This window comes from Bradyrhizobium sp. SZCCHNR1017 (assembly GCF_032381375.1).
Taxonomy (GTDB): Bacteria; Pseudomonadota; Alphaproteobacteria; order Rhizobiales; family Xanthobacteraceae; genus Bradyrhizobium.
The window spans coordinates 72,943-98,643 of the sequence record NZ_JAUHIR010000010.1 but is presented as its reverse complement, the minus strand read 5'-3'; the positions used below and the strand labels follow the sequence as shown (position 1 = coordinate 98,643).

Sequence of the window (25,701 nt, the reverse complement as noted above, 5' to 3'; positions counted from 1 at the left end):
TCTCCGCTTGAGCGTCGCTCAAATTTGTTGTAAGTATTTTTGAGCAACGCTCAAAAATATGGAGAAGTCCCATGCAGGTTCTCAGCTCTCGCGCTCCGCAACTTTTTTCGATCAATCCCATGGTGATGCTGAACGGTCTGGCCCGGTCCGCGTCTCACCTTTTGACGGCGCGTGTCGAGCGCATCGCAAATGCCTGTGATGTTGCCGGTCTGCTCGCTGCGCGACGAACGAGGCGGCTGGCCGGACAACGTCTTTTTCGTGCCGCCGGGCGCGAAGGGCACCGGCTTCGCCGTGGCGGCCTATTCGGCTGCTTCCGTTACCTGAGCGAACTGACCTGACCTCGTCTCGAATCACCATCTCAGGCGCAACGAAGCGGTCACCATGTCCTTGCGTTCCATACATCTCCTCCAGCTCCCACAGGTCTGGATAAGCCTTTTGCACACGACCTTCGCGCTACTCTTCGTGCTGGTCGGCGACCAACAGAGAACGCGAAAACGCATGACCGCGTCTAACGGGATGCATCACCGGCACCACCTCATTTCATCACCAACCAAGGCTCTTGCGGTCCTTGCGGCCAAGCCGCTGCAGCACACCAGGAATCGATCATGATCAAGCAGTTGATGTCGTCGCGTCGTTTTGCCCCGCTGTTCTGGGCCCAATTCTCCTCGGCGCTGAACGACAACGTTCTGAAGAATGCGCTGGTCATCATGCTGCTCTACGGCGCCGTGGCAACGCATGGCGACGCGCTTGTGACCGTGGCGGGCGCCGTCTTCATCTTCCCATTCTTCCTCCTGTCCGGGCTCGGCGGCGAGCTGGCGGATCGATACGTCAAGGGAATCGTGGCGCGCCGGCTCAAGTTCGCGGAAATCTTCGCCGCAGGCTTCGCGGCACTGGGCTTCTTTCTGCATTCGATCCCGCTTCTGTTCGTCGCCCTCGGCATGTTCGGTGTCATCGCCGCGCTGTTCGGCCCCGTGAAATACGCCATGCTGCCGGATCAACTGACGGTCGGTGAACTCGCTACTGGCAACGCGCTGGTAGAAGGTGCGACCTTCATGGCCATCCTGATCGGCACCATCGCCGGCGGCCAGCTCGTCTCCGGCTCGTCGCATATGGGATGGGTCGCTCTCGCCGTGATCGGCCTCGCGGTGATCTCCTGGGCTTCGGCGTCGCGCATTCCGCACACTTCGCCGTCGGCACCGGATCTGCGCATCACGGCCAACCCTTGGACATCGACCTCGCACCTTCTGAAGTCGTTGCATGCCATGCCCCGGCTGTGGGACGGCATGGTGATCGTGTCGTGGTTCTGGCTGGTCGGCGCCGTCGTGCTGTCGCTGCTGCCCGCGCTGGTCAAGGATGTCGTCGGCGGCACCGAGGGCGTGGTCACCTTGTGCCTCGCCGTCTTCGCGATCGGCATCGCCATCGGCTCGCTGTTCGCGGCGCATCTCAGCCATGTCAGGCCGAATCTCGCGCTGGTGCCGATCGGCGCCATCCTCATGGGCGTGCTCGGTCTCGATCTGTCCTGGACGATCGGGACGACAGCGACCGCGAAGGACCTCTCGCCGCTCGCCTTCGTCGGCTCCTGGGCGGGAGCGCGCATGCTGATTGATTTCGCGATGTTCGCCTTTGGTGGCGGCCTGTTCGTGGTTCCTGCCTTCGCCGCGGTGCAGGCCTGGTCGGAGCCGACTGAGCGCGCTCGGGTCATCGCTGCCGGCAACGTGCTGCAGGCCGCCTTCATGGTGGTCGGCTCGCTGGGCGTGGCCGGTCTGCAGGCCGCAGGCGTCTCGATCGCCTGGATATTCTTCGGTCTGGCTTTGGCGAGCTTCGGCGCCGTTTGGTTCGTGCTCAACAAATGGGGCAGGGAGGGCGTGCGCGACTTCGGCGCGATGCTGTTCCGCGCGCTATTCCGCACTGAGGTGCGTGGGCTGGAGAACCTGCCGCCGGCCGGCACCCGCATGCTGATCGCGCCGAACCATGTCAGCCTGATCGACGGTCCGCTGCTCCACGCGGTGCTGCCGATCGATGCCACCTTTGCCGTCGACACCGGGATCTCCAAGGCCTGGTGGGCGAAGGTCTTCCTGAAACTTGTGAGCCACATCACGATCGACCCGACCAAGCCGCTCGGTGCTCGCGATCTGATCAAGCTGGTCGCCAGCCAGGAACCGGTGGTGATCTTCCCGGAGGGCCGCATCACGGTGTCGGGCTCACTGATGAAGGTCTATGACGGCACCGCGATGATCGCCGACAAGGCCGACGCCGTCGTGGTGCCGGTCCGTATCGAGGGCGCGCAGCGCTCGCATCTCAGCTATCTCAAGGATGGCCAGATCAAGCGCTCGTGGTTTCCCAAGGTGACGGTGACGATCCTGCCGCCGGTGAAGCTCACCATCGATGCGGCTCTCAAGGGCAAGACCCGCCGCAATGCAGCTGGCGCTGCGCTGCAGGACGTGATGATCGAAGCCATGGTGAAGAACGCCATGCTGGATCGAACGCTGTTCGAGGCGCTCGCCCATGCCCATCGCGACCACGACACCGGCAAGGTGATGATCGAGGATCCGCTCGGCACCAAGCTGACCTATCGCAAGCTGCTGCTTGGCTCGCAGGTGCTCAGCCGCAAGCTCGAGCAGGGAACGATGGTGGGCGAGAACATCGGCCTGTTGCTGCCGAACTCCGCCGGCGTCGCCGTGGTCTTCATGGCGCTGCAGTCGATCGGCCGCGTGCCGGCCATGCTGAACTTCTCCGCCGGCCCGGTGAACGTGCTGGCGGCGATGAAGGCGGCGCAGGTCACGACCGTTCTGACGTCGCGGGCCTTCATCGAGAAGGGCAAGCTCGACAAGCTGATCGCGGCGATCGAGGGGCAGGCCCGTCTGGTCTATCTCGAGGACGTCAAGGCCTCGGTCAGCCTGGCCGACAAGATCAAGGGGATGATCGACGGCACCAGGCCGCGCGTCGCCCGCAATGCCGACCACCCCGCCGTGATTCTGTTCACGTCCGGCTCCGAAGGCACGCCAAAGGGCGTCGTCCTGTCCCATCGCAACATTCTCGCGAACGCCGCCCAGGCATTGGCGAGGGTCGATGCCAACGCTAACGATCTTGTGTTCAATGTTTTGCCGGTGTTCCACTCCTTCGGCCTCACCGGCGGCATGATGATGCCCATGTTGGCGGGCATTCCGATCTATATGTACCCGTCGCCCCTGCATTACCGGATCGTGCCCGAACTGATCTATCAGACTGGCGCCACGATCTTGTTCGGCACCGACACCTTCCTGACTGGTTACGCACGCTCCGCTCATGCCTATGATTTCCGCACGCTGCGGCTGGTCATCGCCGGCGCCGAGCCGGTCAAGGATCGGACACGGCAGATCTACATGGAGCGTTATGGCATCCGCCTGCTCGAAGGCTATGGCGTCACCGAGACCGCGCCGGTGCTGGCGATGAACACGCCGATGGCCAACCGGGTCGGCACCGTCGGGCGCCTGTCGCCGCTGATGGAGTACAGGCTCGACAAGGTGCCGGGCATCGAGGAGGGCGGGCGGCTTTCGGTCCGGGGGCCCAATGTCATGCTCGGCTATGTCAGGGCCGAAAATCCCGGCGTGCTCGAGGCGCTGCCGGAGGGCTGGCACGACACCGGCGACATCGTCACCATCGACGCGCAGGGCTTCATCACGATCAAGGGCCGCGCCAAGCGCTTTGCCAAGATCGCCGGTGAGATGGTGTCGCTGACGGTGGTCGAGCAGATCGCCGCGACCTTGTGGCCGCAGGCGGCTTCGGTCGCGGTGTCGATCCCCGATCAGCGCAAGGGCGAGCGCATCGTGCTGATCACGACGCAGAAGGATGCCGAACGCTCCGCAATGCAGCGCCAGGTCAAGGGCCAAGGTGCGCCGGAGCTTGCGGTGCCGGCCGTCGTGATGGTGGTCGACAAGATCCCGCTGCTCGGTTCCGGCAAGACCGACTATGTCGGCGCCAAGGCACTTGCCGAGGCGAGTGCGGCAACCGCTACGACGGAGCGCGAGCCGGAGGAGCGGGAAGTCGCGTGATCGCATCGCTGCGCCGGCGTTCTCAGCACAGTGGCCCCCGCGGCGCGGGGGTTGTGCTGCTGCATGGCATCGCCGGCCGATCATTGATGCTGCGTCCACTGGAAAAGCGGTTGCAGCGCGCAGGTTTTGCGACGCTGAACCTCGACTATGAAAGCCGCAAGAAACCGCTCGAGTTTCTTGCCGACGACATCCGCCCGGCGATCGCCGATTTCACCGCCGGGATCGACGGTCCGATCCACTTCGTGACCCACTCGATGGGCGGGCTGCTGGCACGGGTCGCGATTGCGAAGCATCGGCCGGCGCGGCTCGGCCGTGTCGTCATGTTGGGAACGCCCAATGGCGGCAGCGAGCTTGCCGACCGGCTGCAGAACGTCGGGCTCTATCGCGCTTATTTCGGTCCGGCCGGCCTGCAATTGGTGACCACGAAGGACGTCACGCTCGCCTCTCTGCCACCCGCCGACTACGAGATCGGCGTGATCGCCGGCAACCGCTTCCTCGATCCGATCGCCGGGCTGTTCCTGCTGCCGTGGCCGAACGACGGCCGCGTCTCCGTCGAGAGCTGCAAGCTCGCCGGGATGACGGACCACACCACCATCAAGGCGTCGCACATGGGCCTGCTGGTGCATCCGACGTCGTTCCGGCAGACCATCGCGTTCCTGCGCACTGGCCAGTTCGAGCCGGTGCGTCCGCTGCTGCACGGGGTCATCGCCGAGATCGGCCGCCGCGCGGCCTCTTGACGCAAGTTTTCCTTGCCCGCGGCAGCTATCCCGCGACAATCTCGCATTCGACATCAAGCGACAGGCAAGGCGATGACCGACGACAGCGTGATTCTCGACAAGCGCGGGCAGGCCCTCTGGATCACCATCAATCGTCCGGAGAAGCGCAACGCGCTGAATGGCGACGTGATCGCCGGGATCTCGCGCGGCTATCGCAAGGCGCATGACGATCCCGAGGTGCGCGTGATCGTGCTGACCGGCGCAGGAGACAAGGCGTTCTGCGCCGGCGCCGACCTGCAGAACTCCGGCGCGGCCTTCGCGATGGATTTCTCCCGCCCGAATGTCGATTACGCGGACTTGCTCCGGCTGTCGCAGAATTCCACCAAGCCGGCGATTGCGCGCGTCGGCGGCGTCTGTATGGCCGGCGGCATGGGCTTGCTGTGCATGACCGACATGGCGGTCGCAGCCGATCACGTGGTCTTCGGCCTGCCGGAGGTGAAGGTCGGCGTGTTCCCGATGCAGGTCCTGAGCCTCTTGCAGAGTATCGCGCCGCCGCGTCTCGTCAACGAATGGGCGCTCACGGGCGAGCCGTTCGACGCCAAGACTGCACAGGCTGCCGGGCTGCTCAACCATGTCGTTCCCGCCGCCGAGCTCGACGGCAAGATCGACTGGCTGATCGGCCGTCTCGTCGACAAGTCGCCGACCGCCATCCGCCGCGGCAAATACGCCATGCGCGCCATCGCCTCGATGTCGTTCGACGAGTCCATCGCCTATCTCGAAAGCCAGATCGCGCTGCTCGCGATGACCGAGGACGCCAAGGAGGGCCTGAGGGCGTTTGCCGAGAAGCGCAAGCCGGTGTGGCCGGGGAAGTAGCTCGCTGCGGGTAGAGTGTGTGACGGCGGCTCTGTTGTTGCCGCTGTCATGCTCCGCGAAGGCGGAGCATCCAGTACGCCGAGGCCTCCCGGTTCGATGACCACGGCCTCTGGAATACTGGGTAGCCGCTTTCGCGGTCGATGACAGTGGAGGGGTGGAAAGGTTCTTTGCTCCAACAATATTTGTCCACATAGGGTGATACATGGATCCGCGATCTCGCGACGCTTCGCGTCCGAGTCTTGCGTCAGATTTCGCCCTCTGAACGAAGAGGGCGCAGGGAAGGCCGGGAGCTCGCCGCCCCCATGGCCCGCCTGCAGGAAGAAAAGCAGGCGGCAGTCACCACAGGTTTGGCCGCAACTACCGGCCTTCCCTGCGCGACGGGCTTACGGCTTATACGTGGTCTCCCTGGTGCGCCGGGCTTTCTGGCCACCATCCCCGCGCGAAGCAAAGTCTCGTCGCGAGTTGACATCAGCGTCGGGATGTCAGGACCACACGATTTCGCCGTCCGCCACGCCACCAGTCGTCTTGCGCAAACGCGCCTGATGCCGCGACGGCCATCGCATCACCGGCCCAACGCTCGTGACGATCGCGAGGCGCCCCTCTCGTAGGCCGTGACGCCGGGAAATGTGCAGCTGATTTGCCCGACGGCGCAACACCCGTCGGGGTGCGACATAGTAACCCGACGGGTAAAGTCGCATCAGGAGTGCGGCCGAAGCCGCATCGGCTGCAGCTTGTTGTACATCAGGCTGCGCCACAGCCATTCGATGGGGCCGAACTGAAACAGCCTCAGCCAGCACCAGCTTGCGATCATCTGGAGCACATAGACAGCCACGCCGATGCCGAGTGCGAGCGAGACGCTGAGCCGGCCGAACAGGCCGAGGCCATAGCCGTAGAACACGACGCCGAAGATGACGGACTGCATGAGATAGTTGGTGAACGCCATCCGGCCGACGGGAGCCGCCCAGCCGAGCAGGCGGGCGCCCCAGATGGTGCTTGCAGCTGAAAGGATCAGCGCGCCATAGGCAAGCGCCAGGCTCACAGTCGCAAGCGATGCGCCGGCGTCGATCGTGACAGCGAGTGCGGCCAGGGCCGTCAGCAGCAGCATGACGCGGTGATGCGGCATATCGCGCAGAAGGCCGGATCGCCAGATGACGATGCCGGCGAGGAAAAGTCCGAGCGTGCGCGGAAAGATCCACAGATGCAGCGGCGCGATAGCGCTGATCTCGGAAAGCCGGAAGGCGAGGATATGCGGGAAGTTGCCGTTGGCATAGATGCGATTGGCATCGACGACATGCTGCATCATCCAAGAGGAGCTTGGTAGCGGCAGCACGGGAATCAGCCAGCCGGTGAAGTACAGCCCGAGCAGGGTGAGACTGCTCGCGATCACCAGCCAGCCTGGCGCGAACAGGAACGGCAGCACGAGCAGTCCGGCAAGCGCATATTCGGTCAGGATGTCACCATTCCACAGCAGCGTCAGGTGCAAAATGCCGATCGCGAGCAGGACGAGCAGCCGCCGGAGCAGCAGGGGGATACGTCGCTCCGGAGCGATCCGGTCGAACTGCATGGCCAGCCCGATGCCGAACAGCAGCGAGAACAGGGCAAACGCCTTCATGGAGACGGCGCGCGCGAGACCATCTTCGATGGCGCGATTGAAGGGCGAGTCGCCGATGATGGTCCACAGCAGATCGATCATCTTTGGCGACAATGAACCTCCGAAGAAGATTGTGCCGGTCTCATGCGTTGTCGTTGCCGGCAGAAATTGCTGGAAGATCGAGATACGGAACTCAAATACGACGTTGATGGCCATCACCCCGAACAAAGCGAGGCCGCGGAGGATGTCGAGGCTGACAAGACGGTCGGTGGTCGCGACGGAGGGAGGCGGACTTTGCGCGATGTCTCTGCTAAGAAGGGCTGTCAAATCGACCTCGGTGGTACGACGTCTCATCGGCGCGGCAATGCCGACGGTGAAGCAGGAGCAGTGGAGATGGCCTCAGTCAAGGCCTCGTTGCTGATGCGGGGCTGTGTTCAAGGCATGAGGATGAGGACATGACCTCGTCCCATGCAGCCGACGGCCTCCTCATCCGAACGATGCGGCCTGACGAGATTCCACTAGTCCTCGACTGGGCGGCGGCCGAGGGCTGGAATCCCGGCCTGTCCGACGCCGCGTGCTTTTCCGTGGTCGATCCGCAGGGATTTCTCATCGCCGAACGTGACGGTGTGCCGGTCGCGACGGTGTCCTGCGTCAACTACGACGAACGCTTCGCGTTTCTGGGCTTCTACATCGTACGTCCTGATCTGCGCGGGCATGGCTATGGCCTGCGGCTCTGGCAGGCTGCGATGGCGCATGCGGGATCGCGTGTCGTCGGCCTCGACGGTGTCGTCGCGCAGCAGGACAATTATCGAAAGTCCGGCTTCAAATATGCCTATGCCAATGTCCGCTACGGCGGGAAGGCCGCTACGGTGCTGCCGGCTGCTGCGCGATCGGACTTCGTTGCGCTGAGCGACGTGCCGCTGGCCGATATCGAGGCCTCCGATGCGGCTGTGTTTCCGGCGCCGCGCCGCGCGTTCCTGCAGGCCTGGATCGGAGCCCCCGGCCATGTCGGCCGCGCTGTCATCCGCGATGGCGCGCTTGCCGCCTGGGGCGTGATCCGGCCATGCCGCACCGGCTCTAAGATCGGTCCGCTGGTCGCGCACAGCCGGGCCGATGCCGCGGCCATCGTCTCGGCGCTGCTGAGCGAGATCGGCGACTCCGAGGTCTTCCTCGATGTGCCGGCGATCAACTCGGAGGCGGTGGCGCTGGCGGAGAGTCTCGGACTGAAGCCGGTGTTCGAGACCGCGCGCATGTACACCCGCCCGATCGCGCCACTACGCATCGAGCGGCTGTTCGGCGTCACCACTTTCGAACTCGGCTAGCTCATTTGCCGAGCGGCCGCGCGAAGCTCAATTCGTGACCGTCGGGATCGGTGAGATGGAAGTAGCGCTCGCCCCATTCGGCGTTGCGCGGCGCGGTGGAGGGCGAGAAGCCGGCAGCCAGCGCCTTGGCGTAGACGGCGTCGACGTCCGAGACATGGAAGATGATGCGGCCCCACCAGCTCCACTGCTTATCCTCGGGCACGACAATCAGGTTGAGATAGCCAGTGCCGATGCGGAAGGTCGTGAACGGGCCGTCGGCGCCGCCATATGGGATATCGTCGAAGCCGAGCGCGCGATAGAAGGCGACTGCGCGGGCCATATCGTGGGTGGCAATGGTGATCGCGCTGATGCTTTCGATGGTCATGCAGGCGCTCCGGATGGGAATGGATAGCGCGGAGCAGAGAAGCGCATCTCGCCGGTGTCACGCAAGCACCGCGTTGCAACGCGCGGCCTAGCGCCTCCCCCGCCGGCTCAGCGTCGCTCCCAGCGCAAAGAAGACAGCGGCCCCGATTGCGACGGTCGCGGCGCGGGCCACATCGCCGGGCACGAGCATCGCGTGCAGGGCCGCGCCGCGGCTGAACGAGCCGCGTGTGCGGTGCAGGCGTGTAACCGGGTGATCGAGATTGTCGGTGCGGTCGGGCACCAGCGGCACGTCGGTCTGCTGCCCGGCGATCGCCTTGGCGGCGAGGTAGCGGTCGAGCAAGGCCGGGGCGACGGCGTTGCCGAGGATCGTCAGCAGCGTCGGCCAGCCGATCCAATATTCGCGGAAGCCGCCATCGGCAACGCGATAGACGGCGTCAGCGATCACCTCAGGCTCCACCGGCCGGCCCATTGGCCGTGGCGTATGCGCAAGATGCGCGCGAGCCCAGTCGAATTGCGGTGTGTTCACCGCGGGCAGATCGACGATGCAGAGCGTGATGCCTGAGCGCTCGTGCATCAGCTCGGCCCGCAGCGAGTCGGTGAAGCCCCGGATCGCATGTTTGGCGCCGCAATAGGCCGCCTGCAGCGGAATGCCGCGATAGGCGAGCGCCGAACCGATCTGGATGATGCGGCCTTCGCCGCGCCGGCGCATCGATCGCAGCGCCGCCATCGTGCCGTGCACGAAACCGAGATAGGTCACCTCGGTGACGCGGCGGAATTCCTCCGGCGTGATGTCGGCCACGGTCGAGAACACCGTTTCCATGGCGTCATTGATCCAGATGTCGACCGGACCCAGGCGCTGCTCGAGCCGCTCGGCAGCGTCGAACAGGGCCTGCGCATCGGCGACATCGACGGCCTCGTATTCGGCATGGGCAAACCGCGCCTGTAGCTCGCGCTGGACGTCGCGCAGCGCATGCTCATCGCGCGCGATCAGGCCGATGCGATCGCCGGCCTCGCCGAAGCGGTTCGCGATGGCACGGCCGACGCCGGCGGAGGCGCCAGTGATGATGATGGTGCGAGTTCGTCTGCGAGGCATGTCCGGTTCTCCACGCGCCCCGTCATACAAACGTGCAGCAGCCGGCAATGTTTCGGGCCGGTCAAGCCGGCCGAATGAATTCTCCGTCAGCCGCGATCTGAGCCGTGGAATTCGACGCATGATCGATCAGGCTCCGAGAGGGCGGCCAGCCCCCTCGAGATTGTGGGACGGAAAAGCTCGCTGAGCTTTGCGGGTGCGACCGGAGCTCAGCCCGGATTGGCCTTGAGGCCGGCGGCCTCGATACCGGCGACGGCGCAGATCTCGTCATTGTCGGAGCTGTCGCCGGAGACGCCGACGGCGCCGACGAGCGTCGTGCCGTCCATGATCAGCACGCCGCCGGGCACCGGGACCATGCGGCCCTGGGCCAGCGTGTTCACGGCGTCGATGAAATAGGCCTGCTCCTGGGCGCGCTGGAACAGGGCGCGGGAGCCGAGGCCGAGCGCCAGCGCGCCATAAGCCTTGCCATGCGCGACCTCGGCCCGCATCAGGCTGGTGCCGTCCTGGGCGGCGGCCGCCTTCAGGCAGCCGCGGGCGTCGAGCACCATCACGGCGAGCGGCTTGAGCTTATTCTCGATGCCCTTCGCGAGCGTGGCATCCAGAATCTTGCGAGCGGCGTCGAGCTTGAGATCAGCCATGTCGGTGTCCTTTGCGATTTGTGATGAAAAGTCGGCTCTATCATCCGTCATTGCGAGCGAAGCGAAGCAATCCAGGGCGAAGGAAAAGGTCTGGATTGCTTCGTCGCTTCGCTCCTCGCAATGACGAACATTGAGGTCGCGCTCCGCGGCGTCCGGTCTCTCGTGACCTACGTTGATGCTTGCGCCCGCTCCAGGCTCATCGCCAGGAGCTGCGCGGCGTGAACGGCACCGCGGGCGGCGCCGTCCTGGATCTGGTGGCGGCAGGAGGTGCCGTCGGCAACGATGAACGTTGCGGCGTCGGCGTTGCGCACGGCGGGCAGCAGCGACGCCTCCGCCATCTGCAACGAGACCTCGTAGGTCTCCGCGCCATAGCCGAACGCGCCGGCCATGCCGCAGCAGGAGGATTCGATGGTCTCGACCGTGAGCTCCGGAATGAGTCGCAGCACCTGCTCGACAGGCTTGAAGGCGGCGAAGGATTTCTGATGGCAATGGCCGTGCAACAAGGCCTTACCGGGCAGGGGGGCGAGCGGCAGCGCCAGCCGGCCGCTCTCGGCCTCGCGCGCCAGAAACTCTTCCAGCAGCAGCGCGTGTGCGCTGATTGTTTTCGCGGTGGCGTCGTTGCGCAGCGACAGCAGTTCGTCGCGCAGCGTCAGCAGACAGCTTGGCTCGAGGCCGATGATCGGCACGCCGCGCGAGGCGAACGGCGCGTAGGTCTCGACCAGGCGCTGCAGCTCGGACTTGGCCTCGTCCACGAGGCCGGCGGAGAGGAAGGTGCGGCCGCAGCACAGGGCGCGGCCGCCATCGGCCGGCTTGGGCACGTAGACGCGATAGCCGCCGGCGATCAGCACGCGCAGCGCGGCGTCGAGATTTTCGCGCTCATAGACGCGGTTGAAGGTGTCGCCGAACAGCACGACCTCGGGGCCATCAGCCGGACCGAACGCGTCGGCGTCGACGCGGAAGGTGTCGGTGCGGAAGGCCGGAAGCTTGCGCTTGGCGCTGATGCCCGCAACGCGCTCCATCAGCACGCGCAGGGGCGCAACATGATTGCGCAGGTTCACGAGCGGCGCGATGCGGGCAGCCATATCGGCATAGCGCGGCAGATAGGCGATGAGCCGGTCGCGCAGCGTGAGGCCATGCGTCGTCGCCCGGGCCGCCAGCACCTCGATCTTCATCTTGGCCATGTCAACGCCGGTCGGGCACTCGCGGCGGCAGGCCTTGCAGGAGACGCAGAGCTTCAAGGTCTCCATCATCTCGTCGGACGACAGCGCGCCGGGACCGAGCTGGCCGGAGATCGCGAGCCGCAAGGTATTGGCACGGCCGCGCGTGACATCCTTCTCGTCGCGGGTGGCGCGATAGGACGGGCACATCACGCCGCCGTCGAGCTTGCGGCAGGCGCCGTTGTTGTTGCACATCTCGACCGCGCCCTGGAAGCCGCCGGCGGCACCCGGATAGGCCGACCAGTCGAGCACCGGCTTGATGTCGTCGATGCGGTAGTCCGGCGGATAGCGGAACAGCGAGCGGTCGTCCATCCTGGGTGGATCGACGATGCGGCCAGGATTGAGCACGTTCGCCGGATCGAAGCGCTGCTTGACCTCCTTGAAGTCGGCGACGATGCGGCTGCCGAACATCTGCTCATGGAATTCCGAGCGCACGATGCCATCGCCATGCTCGCCGGAATGCGAACCCTTGTACTCGCGCACCATGGCGAAAGCTTCCTCGGCGATGGCGCGCATCGCCTTGACGTCCTTCTCCAGCTTCAGGTTCAGCACCGGGCGGACATGCAGGCAGCCCTCGGAGGCGTGCGCGTACATCGTGCCGCGCGTGCCGTGCCTGGCGAACACCTCGTTAAGCCGCGCGGTGTAGTCGGCGAGGTGGGGCAGCGGCACGGCGCAGTCCTCGACGAACGACACCGGCTTGCCGGCCTCCTTCATCGACATCATCACGTTGAGGCCGGCGGCGCGGAAGTCGGCGACGGCGGTCTGCAGCACAGGGTCTGATATCTCGACGACGCCGCCCCATTTGCAGATCTCGTTGCTCCAGGAGAAGCCGAGATCACCCATCAGCTCGGAGAGCTGCTTCAGCTTCGCGAGGTTCTCGTCCTTCGTCTCCTCCGCGAACTCGACCACCAGGATCGCGTCGGGATCGCCGCGCACCGCCGCCGCGATCACCGGCTGGAACATCGCGATGTCGCGGCCCAGCCCGATCATGGTGCGGTCGACCAGCTCGACTGCGATCGGCTTCAGCTTGACCAGATGCTGGGCCGCATCCATCGCCTGATAGAAGCTGCCGAAATGACAGACGCCGAGCACCTTGGTGCGGATCAGCGGCCACAGCTTGAGCTCGATCCGGGTGGAGAAGGCCAGCGTGCCCTCGGAGCCGACCAGCAGATGCGCCAGGTTGTTGGCGGCGTTGCGCGGCGTCAGTGCGTCGAGATTGTAGCCGCCGACGCGGCGCTGCACCTTGGGAAACCTGTCGGCGATCTCCGCGGCCTCGCGCTCGCCCAGCGCCAGCATGTCGCGAAACAGCGTGCGCGCGCTCTCCGGCGCGCTGACGTCACGAAGGTCTCGCGCCACCTCGCCGAAATGCGCCAGCGTGCCGTCGGCCAGCGCGGCCTCGATGGCGATGGTGTTGTCGCGCATCGTGCCGTAGCGCAGCGAGCGGCCGCCGCAGGAATTGTTGCCGGCCATGCCGCCGATCGTGGCGCGCGACGCCGTGGAGACGTCGACCGGAAACCACAGGCCGTGCTTCTTGAGCTGGCGATTGAGGTCGTCGAGCACGATGCCCGGCTCGACCACGCAGGTACGCCCCTCGACATCGAGCGAGACGATGCGGTTCAGGTGCTTGGAGAAGTCGACGACGATCCCCTCGTTGACGGTCTGGCCGCATTGCGAGGTGCCGCCGCCGCGGGGCGTGACGATGCGGCCATCGTCGCGGGCGATGGCGAGCGCACGCAGCGCCTCGTCCATCGTGCGCGGCACGACCACGCCCGCCGGGATGACTTGGTAGAACGAGGCGTCGGTGGCGTAGCGGCCGCGGTTGAAGCGGTCGAAGAAGACGTCGCCCGTCATCTCGGCGCGGAGCTTCTGTTCGAGCCTGGACGGACCGGCTTTGGCGTTCGGCATGGTGATCCCTGGTCGGGCCCGGCTGTCGTCCGGCGGGCGCTGTTCCGCCCGGTGTCATTCATTTCCGCAAATGCGTCAATCTGATTGCATGCAAATTTGGGCAATCCCCGGCGTTATTCGACCTTGTCTGGCTTGGCTCCCGCCAGCGGCGGCTGGCTCTCGGCGAAGTACGCGATCGCAGCCGCGCCCTTGTTGCGCAGATGCTGGAACAGGATGTCGGACAGCTCGCTTCCGGCGCGCCGGCGCAGGGCATCGAGGATCAGCTCATGCTCGCGCATGGCCTCGCTCCAGCGTTCGCGCTTGCGGGCGAAATTGGCGGAGAAGCGAACCCGGCGGATGCGGCCCGCCAGGCTCTCATAGGTCGTATGAAGGGTGGCGTTGGCGGCGGCGTCGACGATCGCCCGGTGGATCAACTGGTTCATGCGGAAATAGCCCTGCATGTCCTGCCGCATGTAGAATCCGTACATATCATGATGAAACTGCTCGATTTCCGCAATCGCTTCATCTGAAATCTTCTCGCAGGCGAGGCGTCCGGCGAGGCCTTCGAGGCCTCCCATCAGGTCGAACAATTCGTGGATGTCGGCGGCGCTGAGCGGGCGCACCCGGGCGCCGCGATTGGGCAGCAGCTCGACCAGCCCCTCGGCTGCGAGCACCTTGAGCGCTTCGCGCAAGGGGGTGCGGGACACCCCCAGCATTTCGCAGAGCTGGCGCTCGGACAGGCGTCCGCCGTCGGCGACATGGCCCTCGACGATGTAGTCGCGCAGCCGAGCCAGGATCTCGTCATGCAGCGAGGTCTCGTCCCGCGCAGGCACGGATCGACCGCTTGGCCCGGCCAAGGGTGGCGTCTCGATATCGGGAATCGTGGAATTCATCTTACGCATTGTAGCGGTAGTTACAGATGTGGTCGACCTCGTACGTGCATGCGCTTAAGCTCTTGCATGCTGAAGGATTGAATGCAATCATGGGTGCCAGAATGCCGTCGTCGGCCGGAGCCCTGTCGTGACCCGTCCCCAAGGCCGTCATTTCTTGCATATTCCGGGTCCGAGTCCGGTGCCCGAGCGGGTGCTGCGGGCGATGGATATGCCGGTGATCGATCATCGCAGCGCCGAGTTCGCCGAACTCGGCAAGGCCGTGCTCGGCGGCTCGCAGGCGATCTTCAAGACCACGAGCCCGGTGATCATCTATCCGTCCTCGGGCACCGGCGCATGGGAGGCTGCCATCGTCAACACGTTGTCGCCGGGCGACAAGGTGCTGATGGTCGAGACCGGCCACTTCGCCACGCTGTGGCGGCAGATGGCGGCGCGGTGGGGAATCGAGGTCGACTTCATTCCCGGCGACTGGCGCCGTGGCGTCGACCCTGCCGTCATCGAGGAGGCGTTGGTCGCCGACGCCGGTCATCGGCTCAAGGCGGTGATGGTCGTGCACAACGAAACCTCGACCGGCGCGACCAGCCGGATCGGTGAGGTGCGCGCCGCGATGGACCGCGCCAAGCATCCTGCGCTGCTGATGGTCGACACCATCTCCGGTCTCGCCTCGGCCGACTTCCGCTTCGACGAGTGGAAGGTCGATGTCGCCGTATCCTGCTCGCAGAAGGGCTTCATGCTGCCGCCGGGGCTCGGCTTCAACGCCGTCTCGGACAAGGCGCGCCTTGTTGCCAAGGCCAACAAGATGCCGCGCTCGTTCTGGGACTGGGAGGACATGCTGAAGCTGAACGCGAACGGCTTCTTCCCCTATACCCCGGCAACGAACCTGCTCTATGGCCTGCGCGAAGCGATTGCGATGCTGCTCGAGGAGGGGCTCGACCAGGTGTTCGCGCGCCACCAGCGGCTTGCGGCCGCGACCCGCGCTGCGGTCGAGCATTGGGGTCTCGAGGTGCTGTGCCAGGAGCCGAAGGATTTTTCCCCGGTGCTGACCGCCGTGCTGATGCCGCCGGGCCATGACGCCGATCAGTTCCGCCGGGTCGTGCTCGACAATTACAACATGTCGCTCGGCTCGGGCCTGTCCAAGGTCGCGGGCAAGGTGTTCCGCATCGGCCATCTCGGCGAGTGCAATGCGCTGACCCTGATGGCGGCGCTGAGCGGAGTCGAGATGGGGCTGCGTGCGGCCGGCGTGCCGCATCGCGCGGGCGGTGTCGATGCCGCGATGGTGCTGCTGGATGAGCCATCGCAGGGCAATGCGCCGCGCCAGCTTGCGGCGGTGAAATGAGGCCAAACCGCGTGCAGCAAGCTGGGGCGTCCCGCTATGCCGCACTGCACAGAAGAAGGGGGGGTTGTGTGCATCTGAGGGATGTCGGCCCGAAGCGATCGGTGCTTGCGTCTTCTTTGTTGACGCCAGCGGTCCGGCGGGAGAAAAGCGCGGCCAGCGCGTGGCATGCCACGTCCGCGCACCAACCAAACGACCGGGGATGGACGCCAATGACTGTGCACACGGGACGGCATTTTCTTCAGATTCCGGGGCCGACCAACGTGCCCGACCGCGTGCTGCGCGCGATGGACATGCCGACGCTGGACCACCGCGGCCCCGAGTTCGCCGAGCTCGGCTTTGCCGTGCTGGCGGCCAGCCAGCGGATCTTCCGCACCAAGCAGCCGGTGATCATCTATCCGTCGTCGGGCACCGGCGCGTGGGAAGCTGCGATCGTCAACACGCTCGCGCCCGGCGACAAGGTGCTGATGGTTGAGACCGGCCAGTTCGCCGTGCTGTGGCGTGGCATCGCCGACAAGTTCAAGCTCGACGTCGACTTCATCCCCGGCGACTGGCGTCATGGCGCCGACATCGCGGCGATCGAGCAGCGTCTGGTCGACGACAAGGCGCACAAGATCAAGGCCGTCTGCGTCGTGCACAACGAGACCTCGACCGGCTGCCTGACGCCGCCGCTCGAGGTGCGCAAGGCGCTCGACCGGTCCGGCCACCCGGCACTCCTGATGGTCGACACCATCTCCGGCCTCGGCTCGATGGAGTATGAGCACGACGCGTGGGGCATCGACGTCTCCGTCGCGGGCTCGCAGAAGGGCCTGATGCTGCCGCCGGGCCTCGGCTTCAACGCCGTCTCGGAGAAGGCGCTCGCCGCCGCCAAGGCCAATCCCGGCATGCGCTCCTACTGGGACTGGCAGGAGATCATCACCTTCAACAAGCTCGGCACCTTCCCGTACACGCCGGCCTGCAATCTGCTGATGGGCCTCAACGAGGCGCTGAAGATGCTGGAGGAGGAGGGGCACGAGAACGTGTTCGCCCGCCACCGCCGCCACAGCCTTGCGACGCGCGCCGCCGTGAAGGCGTGGGGCCTCGATACGCAATGCGCCGATCCGCAGGCGCATTCGCCGGCGCTGACCGGCGTGGTCATGCCTGAGGGCCACGACGCCGATCAGTTCCGCAAGACGGTGCTGGAAAACTTCGACATGTCGCTCGGCACCGGCCTCAACAAGATCAAGGGCAAGGTCTTCCGCATCGGTCATATCGGTCACTTCAACGACCTGATGCTGATGGGGACGCTCGCCGGCGTCGAGATGGGCCTTGCGCTCGCCAATGTGCCGCATCGTGCCGGTGGCGTGCTCGCGGCAATGGACGTCCTGAAGGCGCGCGAGGCGGCGCCAATTCCGAAGGTGGCCTGATGACCGCGCCTGTGACCGGCTCCGACGATCTGATCTATGCCGTCGACGACGGCATCGCCAAGATCACCTTCAACCGGCCGCAGGCGCGCAACGCGATGACCTTCGCGATGTACGACCGGATGGCCTCGATCTGCGAGGCCATCAACGCCGACCGGTCGATCAAGGCGCTGATCCTGACCGGCGCGGGCGACAAGGCTTTCGCTTCCGGCACCGACATTTCCCAGTTCCGCGCCTTCAAGACCGCGCAGGATGCGCTCGACTACGAGGCGCGGATCGACCGCGTGCTCGGCACGCTGGAGCTGTGCCGTGTGCCGGTGATTGCGGCGATTGCGGGCGCCTGCACCGGCGGCGGCGCCGGCATTGCCGCCTGCTGCGACATTCGCATCGGCACCGAGACGACACGTATCGGTTTTCCAATCGCGCGCACGCTCGGCAACTGCCTGTCGATGTCGAACATCTCGCGCGTGGTCTCCTTGATCGGACCGGCGCGCACCAAGGATCTGATCTTCAAGGCACGGTTGGTCGAGGCGCCGGAGGCGCTCGCGCTCGGTCTGCTCAACGAGATCGTGCCTGACGTCGAGACGCTGCAGACACGCGCGCTGGAGACCGCGAGGCTCATCGCCTCGCACGCGCCGATCACCCTCGAGGTGACCAAGGAGGCGGTGCGCCGCATTCGCCGGACCCTGTCGCGGGACGAGGGCGAGGATTTGATCCTGCGCGCCTATATGAGTGAGGATTTCCGCGAGGGCATGGAGGCGTTCCTCAGCAAGCGGACGCCGAACTGGAAAGGCAAGTAGTCCGATGCCGTGCTTGCGACCTTATGCCGAGGAACATGAGGCCGCATCATGCTTGTGTTCTTGAACTGACCACAATAAGCCAGCAGTATCCTGGTAGGATGCAAGCTGGCGCTTCGAACGGGGAAGAAACACGTGCGCAAACTCATCAAGATCGCGGCCGCAACGGCGGCCTTTTTCGCAACTGCGCCCGCCTTTGCCGGCTGGGAGCCGACCAAGCCGGTCGAGATTGTCGTCGCCGCAGGCGCCGGCGGCGCATCAGACCAGATGGCGCGGATGATGCAGGCTGCCATTCAGAAGAACAATCTTCTGAAGCAGCCGGTTGTCGTGTCGCTGAAGGGCGGCGCGTCGGGCGCCGAAGCCCTGATGTACATGAAGTCCAGCGACGGCGATCCGAACAAGATCCTGATCGCCTATTCGCTGATCTACATGCTGCCGCTGTCGGCCAAGCTGCCGTTCGACTGGCACGAGCTGTCGCCGGTCGCGGTGATCGCACTCGATCAGTTCGTGCTGTGGGACAACGTCAGCGGCCCCAAGACGGTGAAGGAGTTCATCGAGGCTGCCAAGGCGTCGAGCTCCCCGTTCAAGTTGGGCGGCACCGGTTCCAAGCGCGAAGATCACGTGCTCACGGTCTTCATGGAGAAGAAGACCGGCGCCAAGTTCTCCTATCTGCCCTACAAGTCGGGCGGCGAGGCCGCGACACAACTGGTCGGCGGGCACACCGAAGCGAACGTCAACAATCCTTCCGAGAATCTCGAAGTCTGGCGCGCCGGCCAAGTGCGTCCGCTCTGCGTGTTCGACAAGGAGCGTATCTCCTACACGACCAAGGTCACGGAGACGCAGTCCTGGAACGACATTCCGACCTGCAAGGAGGAGGGGCTGGACGTGCAATACCTGATGCTGCGCGCGATGTTCCTGCCGGGCAAGGTGACGCAGGAACAGCAGGAGTTCTACATCGACCTGTTCAGCAAGCTGGTGCAGACGCCGGAGTACAAGGACTACATGGAGAAGCAGGCGCTGAAGCCGATCTTCCTCACCGGCAAGGACATGCTGCAGTTCCTCGAAGAGGACGGCTCGCTCAACAAGCAGCTGATGACGGAAGCCGGCTTCGTCGCCAAGTGAGGCTGGGCGGGGCGAGGGGATGAGGAGGATCGATGTCCAACGCTGAGCTCGAGATTGCCGTCGACGATCCGACCGCGCCGGAGGAGAATTCTCCGGCCGTCACCTCCACCCGGACCGTCGACGTCGCGGTTTCGCTGCTGCTGCTCGCGCTCGCGGCCGTACTCGCCTGGGACAATTGGCGGACCGGTGCGTCCTGGGACTCGACCGGTCCGGAGCCCGGCTACTTTCCGTTCTATCTCTCGGTCATCCTCGGCGGCGCCAGCCTTTACGGGATCGGCGCGGCGTTTCTGTCCAGCAAAGAAGCGGTCGAGACTTTCGTGACGCGCGCGCAACTGCGGCGCGTGATGGCGGTGTTCGTGCCGACGCTGCTGTTCTGCATCGCCATGCAGTTTCTCGGCATCTATGTCGCGAGCTTCCTGCTCATCGCCGGGTTCATGCGTCTCGTCGGCAAGATCGCGATCTGGAAATCGCTGCTCACGGCGTTCCTGTTCAGCGCCGTGATGTTCGTGACGTTCGATGTCGTGTTCGACGTGATCATGCCGAAGGGCCCGCTCGAAGCGGCGTTCGGGTACTGACACCGGTCTCTCCGCCGTCATTGCGAGGAGCAACGCGACGACGCAATCCAGGGCTGCGCACTCGACTCTGGATTGCTTCGCTGTGCTCGCAATGACGAGGAAACAGTTGGAATGAAATCATGGAAGCCTTGGGTCTGCTGCTGCACGGGTTCGCGGTCCTCCTGACCTGGAAGACGCTGCTGCTGATGATGGTTGGGCTCGTGCTCGGCGTCTTCGTCGGCGTGCTGCCAGGGCTGGGGGGGCCCAACGGCGTCGCCATCCTGCTGCCGCTGACCTTCTCGATGGACCCGACCTCGGCCATCGTGATGCTGTCCTGCATCTACTGGGGCGCGCTGTTCGGCGGCGCCATCACCTCGATCCTGTTCAACATTCCCGGCGAGGCGTGGTCGGTGGCGACCACTTTCGACGGCTATCCGATGGCGCAGCAGGGCAAGGCGGCGGAGGCGCTGACGGCCGCCTTCACCTCGTCGTTCATCGGCTCGCTGGTCGCGGTGATGCTGATCACCTTCCTGGCGCCCTGGATCTCGTCGTTTGCGTTGAAGTTCGGTCCGCCTGAATTCTTCGCCGTGTATCTCCTGACCTTCTGCTCATTCGTGGGCTTGGGACGCGAGGACAAGCACAAGACGGTCATTGCGATGGCGCTCGGTCTGCTGCTTGCCGGCGTCGGCATGGACACCGTGTCCGGTCAGTTGCGGATGACCTTCGGCTCGACCGATCTGTTGCGCGGCATCAACTTCCTGGTCGCGGTCATCGGCCTGTTCGGCATCAGCGAGATCCTGCTGACGATGGAGGAACGCCTGGCGCTGCGCGGTCACGCCGCCGCGATCTCCTTGCGCACGGTGCTCGCCGTCTGGAAGGACCTGCCGAAATACTGGATGACCCTGCTGCGTTCCTCGGTGATCGGCTGCTGGCTCGGCATCACGCCGGGCGGCGCGATCGCGGCCTCCTTCATGGGCTACAACCTCGCCAAGCGATTCTCCAAGAATCCGGACAGTTTTGGCAAGGGACGCATTGAGGGCGTGTTCGCGCCTGAGACCGCAGCGCATGCCTCAGGCACGGCGGCGCTGTTGCCGATGCTGGCGCTCGGCATCCCCGGCTCGGGCACCGCGGCGATCCTGCTCGGCGGCCTGATGGTGTGGGGCCTCAATCCCGGCCCGCTGCTGTTCGTGGAGCACAAGGACTTCGTCTGGGGCCTGATCGCCTCGATGTATCTCGGCAATGTCGTCGGCCTCGTGCTCGTGCTTTCCACCGTGCCGATCTTCGCCTCGATCCTGCGCGTGCCGTTCGCGGCCGTGGCGCCGATGATCGTGGTGTCCTGCGCCATCGGCGCCTACGCGATCCAGAACGCGATGTTCGACGTCTGGCTGATGCTCGGCTTCGGCGTCGTCGGCTATGTCTTCAAGAAGATCAAGATCCCGCTGGCGCCGTTCACCTTGGCGCTGGTGCTCGGCAGCCGTGCCGAGGACGCGTTCCGGCAGTCGATGATCATCTCCGGCGGCAACATGAAGGTGTTCTGGGCGAACGGGCTGGTGGGCACCATCACGACGCTGGCGATCGTGCTGCTGTTCTGGCCGCTGATCGATCGTGTGATCGCGACCTTCAGCAAGTCGGGAGCGCCGGCCGCGAAGGCCGAGGCTTAGTACGGTTGTCGCTGATCACCCCTGCCAGCTGGACGCCTGCGCTCGATCGGCTACGCCGCTCCTACCACGAGTAGCGCACGCTGCCCTTGCCGGCATAGGAACGGGTGACGCTCGAGAACTCGCCTTCGAACGTCGCCACGGCGCTCCAGCCGTTCTGCCAGCTCATCTCGACCGAGGTCGTCGTCAGCGCGGAGTCGCGCGCCTGCGCGGCGCCGTTGACGACGAAGCTTGCGCCCTGCAGCGTCTGGAACGTCGCCGCGACCGAACGATCGGGATTGAAGTCGTGCGCCCAGGCGAGGCGGCCGCGCAAGGTGAGCGCGCCGTCTGCCAGCGCGTAGGACTTGTCGGTGCGTAGGCCGAATTCGGTGCGTGTGTCGGTGACGGTCTTGCCGGTGTAGCTCAGTGCGAAGGTCGACGTGCCGGAGATGGCCTGCTCCACATAGGCCGGTAGGCGCAGGCTCGTCACCTGCGCAGCCGCGTAAGGCGTCAGGCCGATGCCGCCTATGGGAGCGACGAAGCGCGTGCCGCCCTCGATGCGGCCGATCCAGGCATTGGCTTGATAGGTCGCGCGCAGCCGGTCGACACCGGAGATGGTGACGGTGCGATCCGCGGTGACGTCCTGCCAGCCATAGGCCAGGGCCGCTCTCAGATAGCTCGGGCCGATATGATGATGCAGATAGGCGCCGGCCTGGAACAGATCGGAGCGGCCGGAGCCGAGGCCGTTGACGCTGAAGCTGGTGCCGCCGCCGCCGAGCGCGAAGCCCGCAATCGTGCGCGGTGCGATCCGGTAGTCGGCGCCGACGGCGGTGCCGGCGATGCGGCTGGTGGTATCGTTGGAGCCGACGACTGCATTGCCGCTGGTCGTTTGCGAGCCGCCGAAGCCCGCCGCCCAGACATTCCAGCGCTGCGCAAACTCGGCCGGCCTGTCGTCAGTCAGCATCGCGAAAGCATCGGTGCGCTTGCGGGATGTGTCAGCATAGCTGATCGCGCCCCCGCCGCTGGCTTGACCTTGTGCGAAGGGATCGGTCAGCAGGCTGGCGAACTGGCTCATGGCGTTGAACGTGGTCTGTTGCACGCCGGTGGCGCTCTCGCCGGACGCTTGCGTGAGGCCCGCCTGGTTCAACTTGCCGAACACGACGGGAATATCGCCGGTGCGATCGAAGAACGCCGACAGCGTATCGCCGACCGTCTTCTGATTGCCGTTGAGTCCGCCGGGCACGGCGAAGGCGAGGATCAGATCGAGATAGACGTTGTTGGCGTCGTAGCTCAGGCTGGTCTTGAAGCCGGAGGGCAGGTTGGTCTTCACCACCGATCCGAAGCCGCCCGAGATGCCGCCGCTCGTGGTCAGGATGGTGTAGCGCTTGTCGATATAACCGCCGCCGGTGCCGAACACGGCGTTGACGGTGGCGCCGCCGAGGGTGGCCGTTCCGGTGACGCTCGCGAATGAGGCCGTGGTCGGATCGAGCTGCACCAGATAGTACGCACCGGACTGGAAGGCGAGATTGCCGACGATGGTCATCGACGAGCCGGCGGTGCCATTGCCCGGCGCCAGCGTGCCGCCGGCATTGATGCCGACCGTCATCGGCGGATCGACGAGACCCGCACCCGTCAGGGTGCCGCCGGCATTCACGGTCACCCCAGAGGTGTTCGTGATCGCACCTTCGACGTCGAGCACGCCGCCGTCGATGGTCGTCGCCCCGGTGTAGCTGCTGGTGCCTGACAAGGTCAGGATGCCTACGCCGACCTTGGTGAGCCCCCCCGTGCCCGAAATCGTCCCGCTGAGTGTCGCGTTGTTGCCGTTGGTATCGAACGTGCCGCCGCCGGCATTGAGGGTCACGGTCCGGCTGGAGCTGAAGCCGGCGAGATATTGCAGCGTGCCGCCACCGAACGACACGCTGCCGGAAGCATCGCCGAGATTGGCATCTGATGACACCGCGAGCGCGCCCTGGTTGATGCTCCACGGCGTAACCGCGGTCGTCGTGCCGGTCAGCGTCCAGGTCGCGGTGCCCGTCTTCACGAAACTCGAGAAGCCCTGGAATTGTGCGGTCGCGCCGATCGTGGAAACGTCGAAGCTGCCGTTCGCGGCGCCACCGAGCCGGAACGTATCGGTGCCGGTGCCGACGACGTTGCCATTGATGATCGAGCTCGCCCAGATCTCCAGCACGTTGCTGCCGCCGGTGAAGCTGATGGCGGCGGGGGCTGCGAACAATCCGAAGCCGTTACCGCGCGAGATCGTGCCGCTGTTGATGATCGCGAGATTGGCGCCGATGACGCCCGCACCGGCCGTTCCAGCCGTGCCGGAGTGACTGGTATCCGTCGCGCCGGCCACGCCTGCGTCGCCGCCGGTGATGGTGCCGGAGTTGATCAGCGTGCCGCCCGCGGCGAAGGCGACGCCGGCGGCACCACTACCACCGTCGCCACTCGCATTCGGTTGGGTGCTGGATGGCGCGTCACCACCATTTCCGCCGCCACCGCCTTTGATGGTGCCGGCGTTGTTCAGCACGACGCTGCTTCCCGTCAGAAAGATACCGTAACCGCCCTGGCCGCCATTGCCGCCCCAGCCATTCACGACGACATTTAGCGAGGCAGCCGCGCCGCCATTGCCGCCCTTGCCTCCCGTGATGCTGCTGCCATTGCTGTAGGTGAGCCCGTTGCCATCGACGACCACCCCGTATCCGCCGGCGCCGCCGCCGCCACCGCCGAAATCCCCGGTGGTGGCGCCGCCACGTCCACCATTGCCGCCGGACAGCGCTGCGGAGTTGCTCGTGTCCGTGGTTACGACGGCGCCATGTGCGCCACCGCCACCTCCGCCTCCGCTGTGAATCGAGAAGCCGCTTTGACCGCTTAGTCCGTTGGCGCCCGGACCGATCCCGCCGCTGCCACCCGGTGCGGCACCGGTCGAATCGCTGCCGCCGGCCCCGCCGAGTGTGCCGGCGCCGCCACCGCCGCCGCCTCGGGTAGGAATAGGTGCATTGGCGCCGACATTTCCAACGGCCGTGGCCGAGCTGGCACCGCCATTGGCGAAGGTGTCCTGGCTGCTGCCGCCGGCGCCGCCTCTGGTGGCCTGCGCAACGGCTGGCGCCGCCGCAAGCACCGGGGTGACCAGCGCGGCCGCTGACAACCAGCACAACCGCCTCGAGCGCGAGACCGTATGGGGACCGGATCGGTTTGCGATCAGCACGTCAGCCTTTGCATCTTCGCGATTGAATCCATGTCGTGCAGGCGCCGTCAGGCGCCTCCAATCGTGCCAGACGGCATATCGCAGCCAAGATCGTCTCGGCGGGTACTGTGATTTTTTGGGTGGATTTCGAGACGGCCTAAGTTCGTCGCTGCCTGTGACCGTCGTGCAACATTCGATACGAACCAGCCTCCGCCTCCGGTTGTGCGTGGTCGTTCCGCAACCGAATGGCGCGCATGCGGCGGGCTTGTGCAGCATGGGCTGTGGCATCAGCGATCCTGCCTCAAACGCTGCGGATAGACCGCGACGAGCACCTGAATTGCCCAGATTCTCCCTGCGCGTCAGCCTCGCGGACCGAGCAGACCAAACGCGGCGGGTGAACAGGCCACACGCTGAGGCTCCCACGACCATCGGCATCAGTTGCGAGTCTCTGATTGGGACCATGCCGTAATTGGTTCGCGGATTGTGGTGGATAGGACTTGGCTGGGAACACCAAAACAATCGTACCGATGTTCGAAGCCGTCCGGTGCTTCTCCAGAGGTTGTGTCTTTGCGATGACAGCATTTTAGGCAGAGCGGTGATAGGCTCCATTCATGGGCAGATATCGTTCTGCTCACGCGCGGTGCCTGATCTCTGGTCATCGCGCCCTGATGTTTCCTCCCGAGACGATCACCTTGCCCGGCGCGTGCGTCGGGCTTTTTTTTGCGTTCGGTGGATCAGAGTTCGCAGCTCATCCCGTCGCCCTCGAAAAGAAAAAGCCTCCGTCCGGCTTTCGGAACGAAGGCTTCGAGCAAAGATGATGCAGGTCAGCGGGCGCGCGGACCCGAGGCGAGTCAGCCTCAGTGGGCCTTCTCCGCAACCGGCATGTGGTACCAGTCGGACTCGTTGTCGAGCATCGTTTCGTCGAACGGCAGAACGCCGACGTGATTCAGAGCGGCCGCGTTGACGTCGCGCACCATGTCCATCGCCGTCAGAAACTCGTTCAATTCCGTCGCGCTCATGGAAGGCTACTCCTCACACGCGCGGGCCGAAGGGGTC

19 protein-coding genes are annotated in these 25,701 nt (G+C 65.3%); 11 read left to right on the top strand and 8 right to left on the bottom strand.

The window, feature by feature from the left end:
• Window positions 1–71: 71 nt before the first annotated feature.
• The 4 genes from QW863_RS23630 (at window position 72) to QW863_RS23615 (ending at window position 5,620) form a co-directional block, all read left to right on the top strand.
• On the top strand, window positions 72–338 hold the full coding sequence (locus tag QW863_RS23630) for a hypothetical protein (protein WP_315712936.1): 267 nt from the start codon (window positions 72–74) through the stop codon (window positions 336–338).
• Window positions 339–605: 267 nt separating this feature from the next.
• Entirely contained in the window at window positions 606–4,031 is a 3,426-nt protein-coding gene (locus QW863_RS23625; RefSeq protein WP_315712935.1) for an acyl-[ACP]--phospholipid O-acyltransferase, read from the top strand.
• Window positions 4,031–4,768: an esterase/lipase family protein gene (locus tag QW863_RS23620; RefSeq protein WP_315713633.1), complete on the top strand. Its 738-nt coding sequence runs from the start codon at window positions 4,031–4,033 to the stop codon at window positions 4,766–4,768. Before QW863_RS23625 ends, QW863_RS23620 begins: the two co-directional genes overlap by 1 nt.
• Window positions 4,769–4,840: 72 nt before the next feature.
• Window positions 4,841–5,620, top strand: a complete 780-nt coding sequence (locus tag QW863_RS23615) for an enoyl-CoA hydratase/isomerase family protein (RefSeq protein ID WP_315712934.1) — start codon at window positions 4,841–4,843, stop codon at window positions 5,618–5,620.
• A 697-nt stretch (window positions 5,621–6,317) separates the two neighbouring features.
• On the opposite strand, the gene QW863_RS23610 is transcribed toward QW863_RS23615, so the two are convergent.
• A complete protein-coding gene (locus QW863_RS23610) occupies window positions 6,318–7,565 on the bottom strand; it encodes a DUF418 domain-containing protein (protein WP_315712933.1) in 1,248 nt (415 codons plus the stop codon).
• 101 nt (window positions 7,566–7,666) lie between these two features.
• On the opposite strand from QW863_RS23610, the gene QW863_RS23605 reads away from it, so the two are divergent.
• On the top strand, window positions 7,667–8,533 hold the full coding sequence (locus QW863_RS23605) for a GNAT family N-acetyltransferase (protein ID WP_315712932.1): 867 nt from the start codon (window positions 7,667–7,669) through the stop codon (window positions 8,531–8,533).
• Window position 8,534: 1 nt separating this feature from the next.
• Here the strand turns inward: QW863_RS23605 and QW863_RS23600 are convergent, their stop codons facing one another.
• From QW863_RS23600 to QW863_RS23580, 5 genes are all read right to left on the bottom strand, one after another.
• On the bottom strand, window positions 8,535–8,897 hold the full coding sequence (locus QW863_RS23600; protein ID WP_315712931.1) for a VOC family protein: 363 nt from the start codon (window positions 8,895–8,897) through the stop codon (window positions 8,535–8,537).
• 87 nt (window positions 8,898–8,984) lie between these two features.
• Window positions 8,985–9,989 carry an SDR family oxidoreductase gene (locus tag QW863_RS23595; protein ID WP_315712930.1) on the bottom strand — a complete coding sequence of 335 codons (1,005 nt, stop codon included), beginning with the start codon at window positions 9,987–9,989 and terminating at the stop codon, window positions 8,985–8,987.
• A 206-nt stretch (window positions 9,990–10,195) separates the two neighbouring features.
• Window positions 10,196–10,624 (bottom strand): GlcG/HbpS family heme-binding protein, encoded by a 429-nt coding sequence (locus QW863_RS23590; RefSeq protein WP_315712929.1) that lies wholly within the window; start codon window positions 10,622–10,624, stop codon window positions 10,196–10,198.
• Between the two features lie 167 nt (window positions 10,625–10,791).
• A complete protein-coding gene (locus tag QW863_RS23585) occupies window positions 10,792–13,746 on the bottom strand; it encodes an FAD-binding and (Fe-S)-binding domain-containing protein (RefSeq protein WP_315712928.1) in 2,955 nt (984 codons plus the stop codon).
• A gap of 113 nt (window positions 13,747–13,859) precedes the next feature.
• Window positions 13,860–14,618 carry a GntR family transcriptional regulator gene (locus tag QW863_RS23580; protein WP_315712927.1) on the bottom strand — a complete coding sequence of 253 codons (759 nt, stop codon included), beginning with the start codon at window positions 14,616–14,618 and terminating at the stop codon, window positions 13,860–13,862.
• 127 nt (window positions 14,619–14,745) lie between these two features.
• Here QW863_RS23580 and QW863_RS23575 point away from each other — a divergent pair, with 127 nt between their 5' ends.
• From QW863_RS23575 to QW863_RS23550, 6 genes are all read left to right on the top strand, one after another.
• Complete coding sequence (locus QW863_RS23575; RefSeq protein WP_315768781.1) at window positions 14,746–15,951, top strand: alanine--glyoxylate aminotransferase family protein; 1,206 nt, start codon at window positions 14,746–14,748, stop codon at window positions 15,949–15,951.
• Window positions 15,952–16,160: 209 nt separating this feature from the next.
• Window positions 16,161–17,354 (top strand): pyridoxal-phosphate-dependent aminotransferase family protein, encoded by a 1,194-nt coding sequence (locus tag QW863_RS23570; protein WP_315712925.1) that lies wholly within the window; start codon window positions 16,161–16,163, stop codon window positions 17,352–17,354.
• Window positions 17,354–18,151, top strand: coding sequence for an enoyl-CoA hydratase/isomerase family protein (locus QW863_RS23565; RefSeq protein WP_315712924.1), 798 nt, complete (start codon window positions 17,354–17,356; stop codon window positions 18,149–18,151). Before QW863_RS23570 ends, QW863_RS23565 begins: the two co-directional genes overlap by 1 nt.
• Before the next feature lie 132 nt (window positions 18,152–18,283).
• Complete coding sequence (locus QW863_RS23560) at window positions 18,284–19,270, top strand: tripartite tricarboxylate transporter substrate binding protein (protein WP_315712923.1); 987 nt, start codon at window positions 18,284–18,286, stop codon at window positions 19,268–19,270.
• A 32-nt stretch (window positions 19,271–19,302) separates the two neighbouring features.
• Complete coding sequence (locus tag QW863_RS23555; RefSeq protein WP_315712922.1) at window positions 19,303–19,845, top strand: tripartite tricarboxylate transporter TctB family protein; 543 nt, start codon at window positions 19,303–19,305, stop codon at window positions 19,843–19,845.
• A 119-nt stretch (window positions 19,846–19,964) separates the two neighbouring features.
• Window positions 19,965–21,485 carry a tripartite tricarboxylate transporter permease gene (locus QW863_RS23550; protein ID WP_315712921.1) on the top strand — a complete coding sequence of 507 codons (1,521 nt, stop codon included), beginning with the start codon at window positions 19,965–19,967 and terminating at the stop codon, window positions 21,483–21,485.
• A 61-nt stretch (window positions 21,486–21,546) separates the two neighbouring features.
• Here QW863_RS23550 and QW863_RS23545 read toward each other — a convergent pair whose 3' ends face one another.
• Together QW863_RS23545 and QW863_RS23540 are read right to left on the bottom strand one after the other, a co-directional pair.
• Window positions 21,547–24,606 carry an autotransporter domain-containing protein gene (locus tag QW863_RS23545; RefSeq protein WP_315712920.1) on the bottom strand — a complete coding sequence of 1,020 codons (3,060 nt, stop codon included), beginning with the start codon at window positions 24,604–24,606 and terminating at the stop codon, window positions 21,547–21,549.
• A gap of 896 nt (window positions 24,607–25,502) precedes the next feature.
• On the bottom strand, window positions 25,503–25,664 hold the full coding sequence (locus QW863_RS23540) for a hypothetical protein (protein ID WP_315712919.1): 162 nt from the start codon (window positions 25,662–25,664) through the stop codon (window positions 25,503–25,505).
• Window positions 25,665–25,701: the final 37 nt, after the last annotated feature.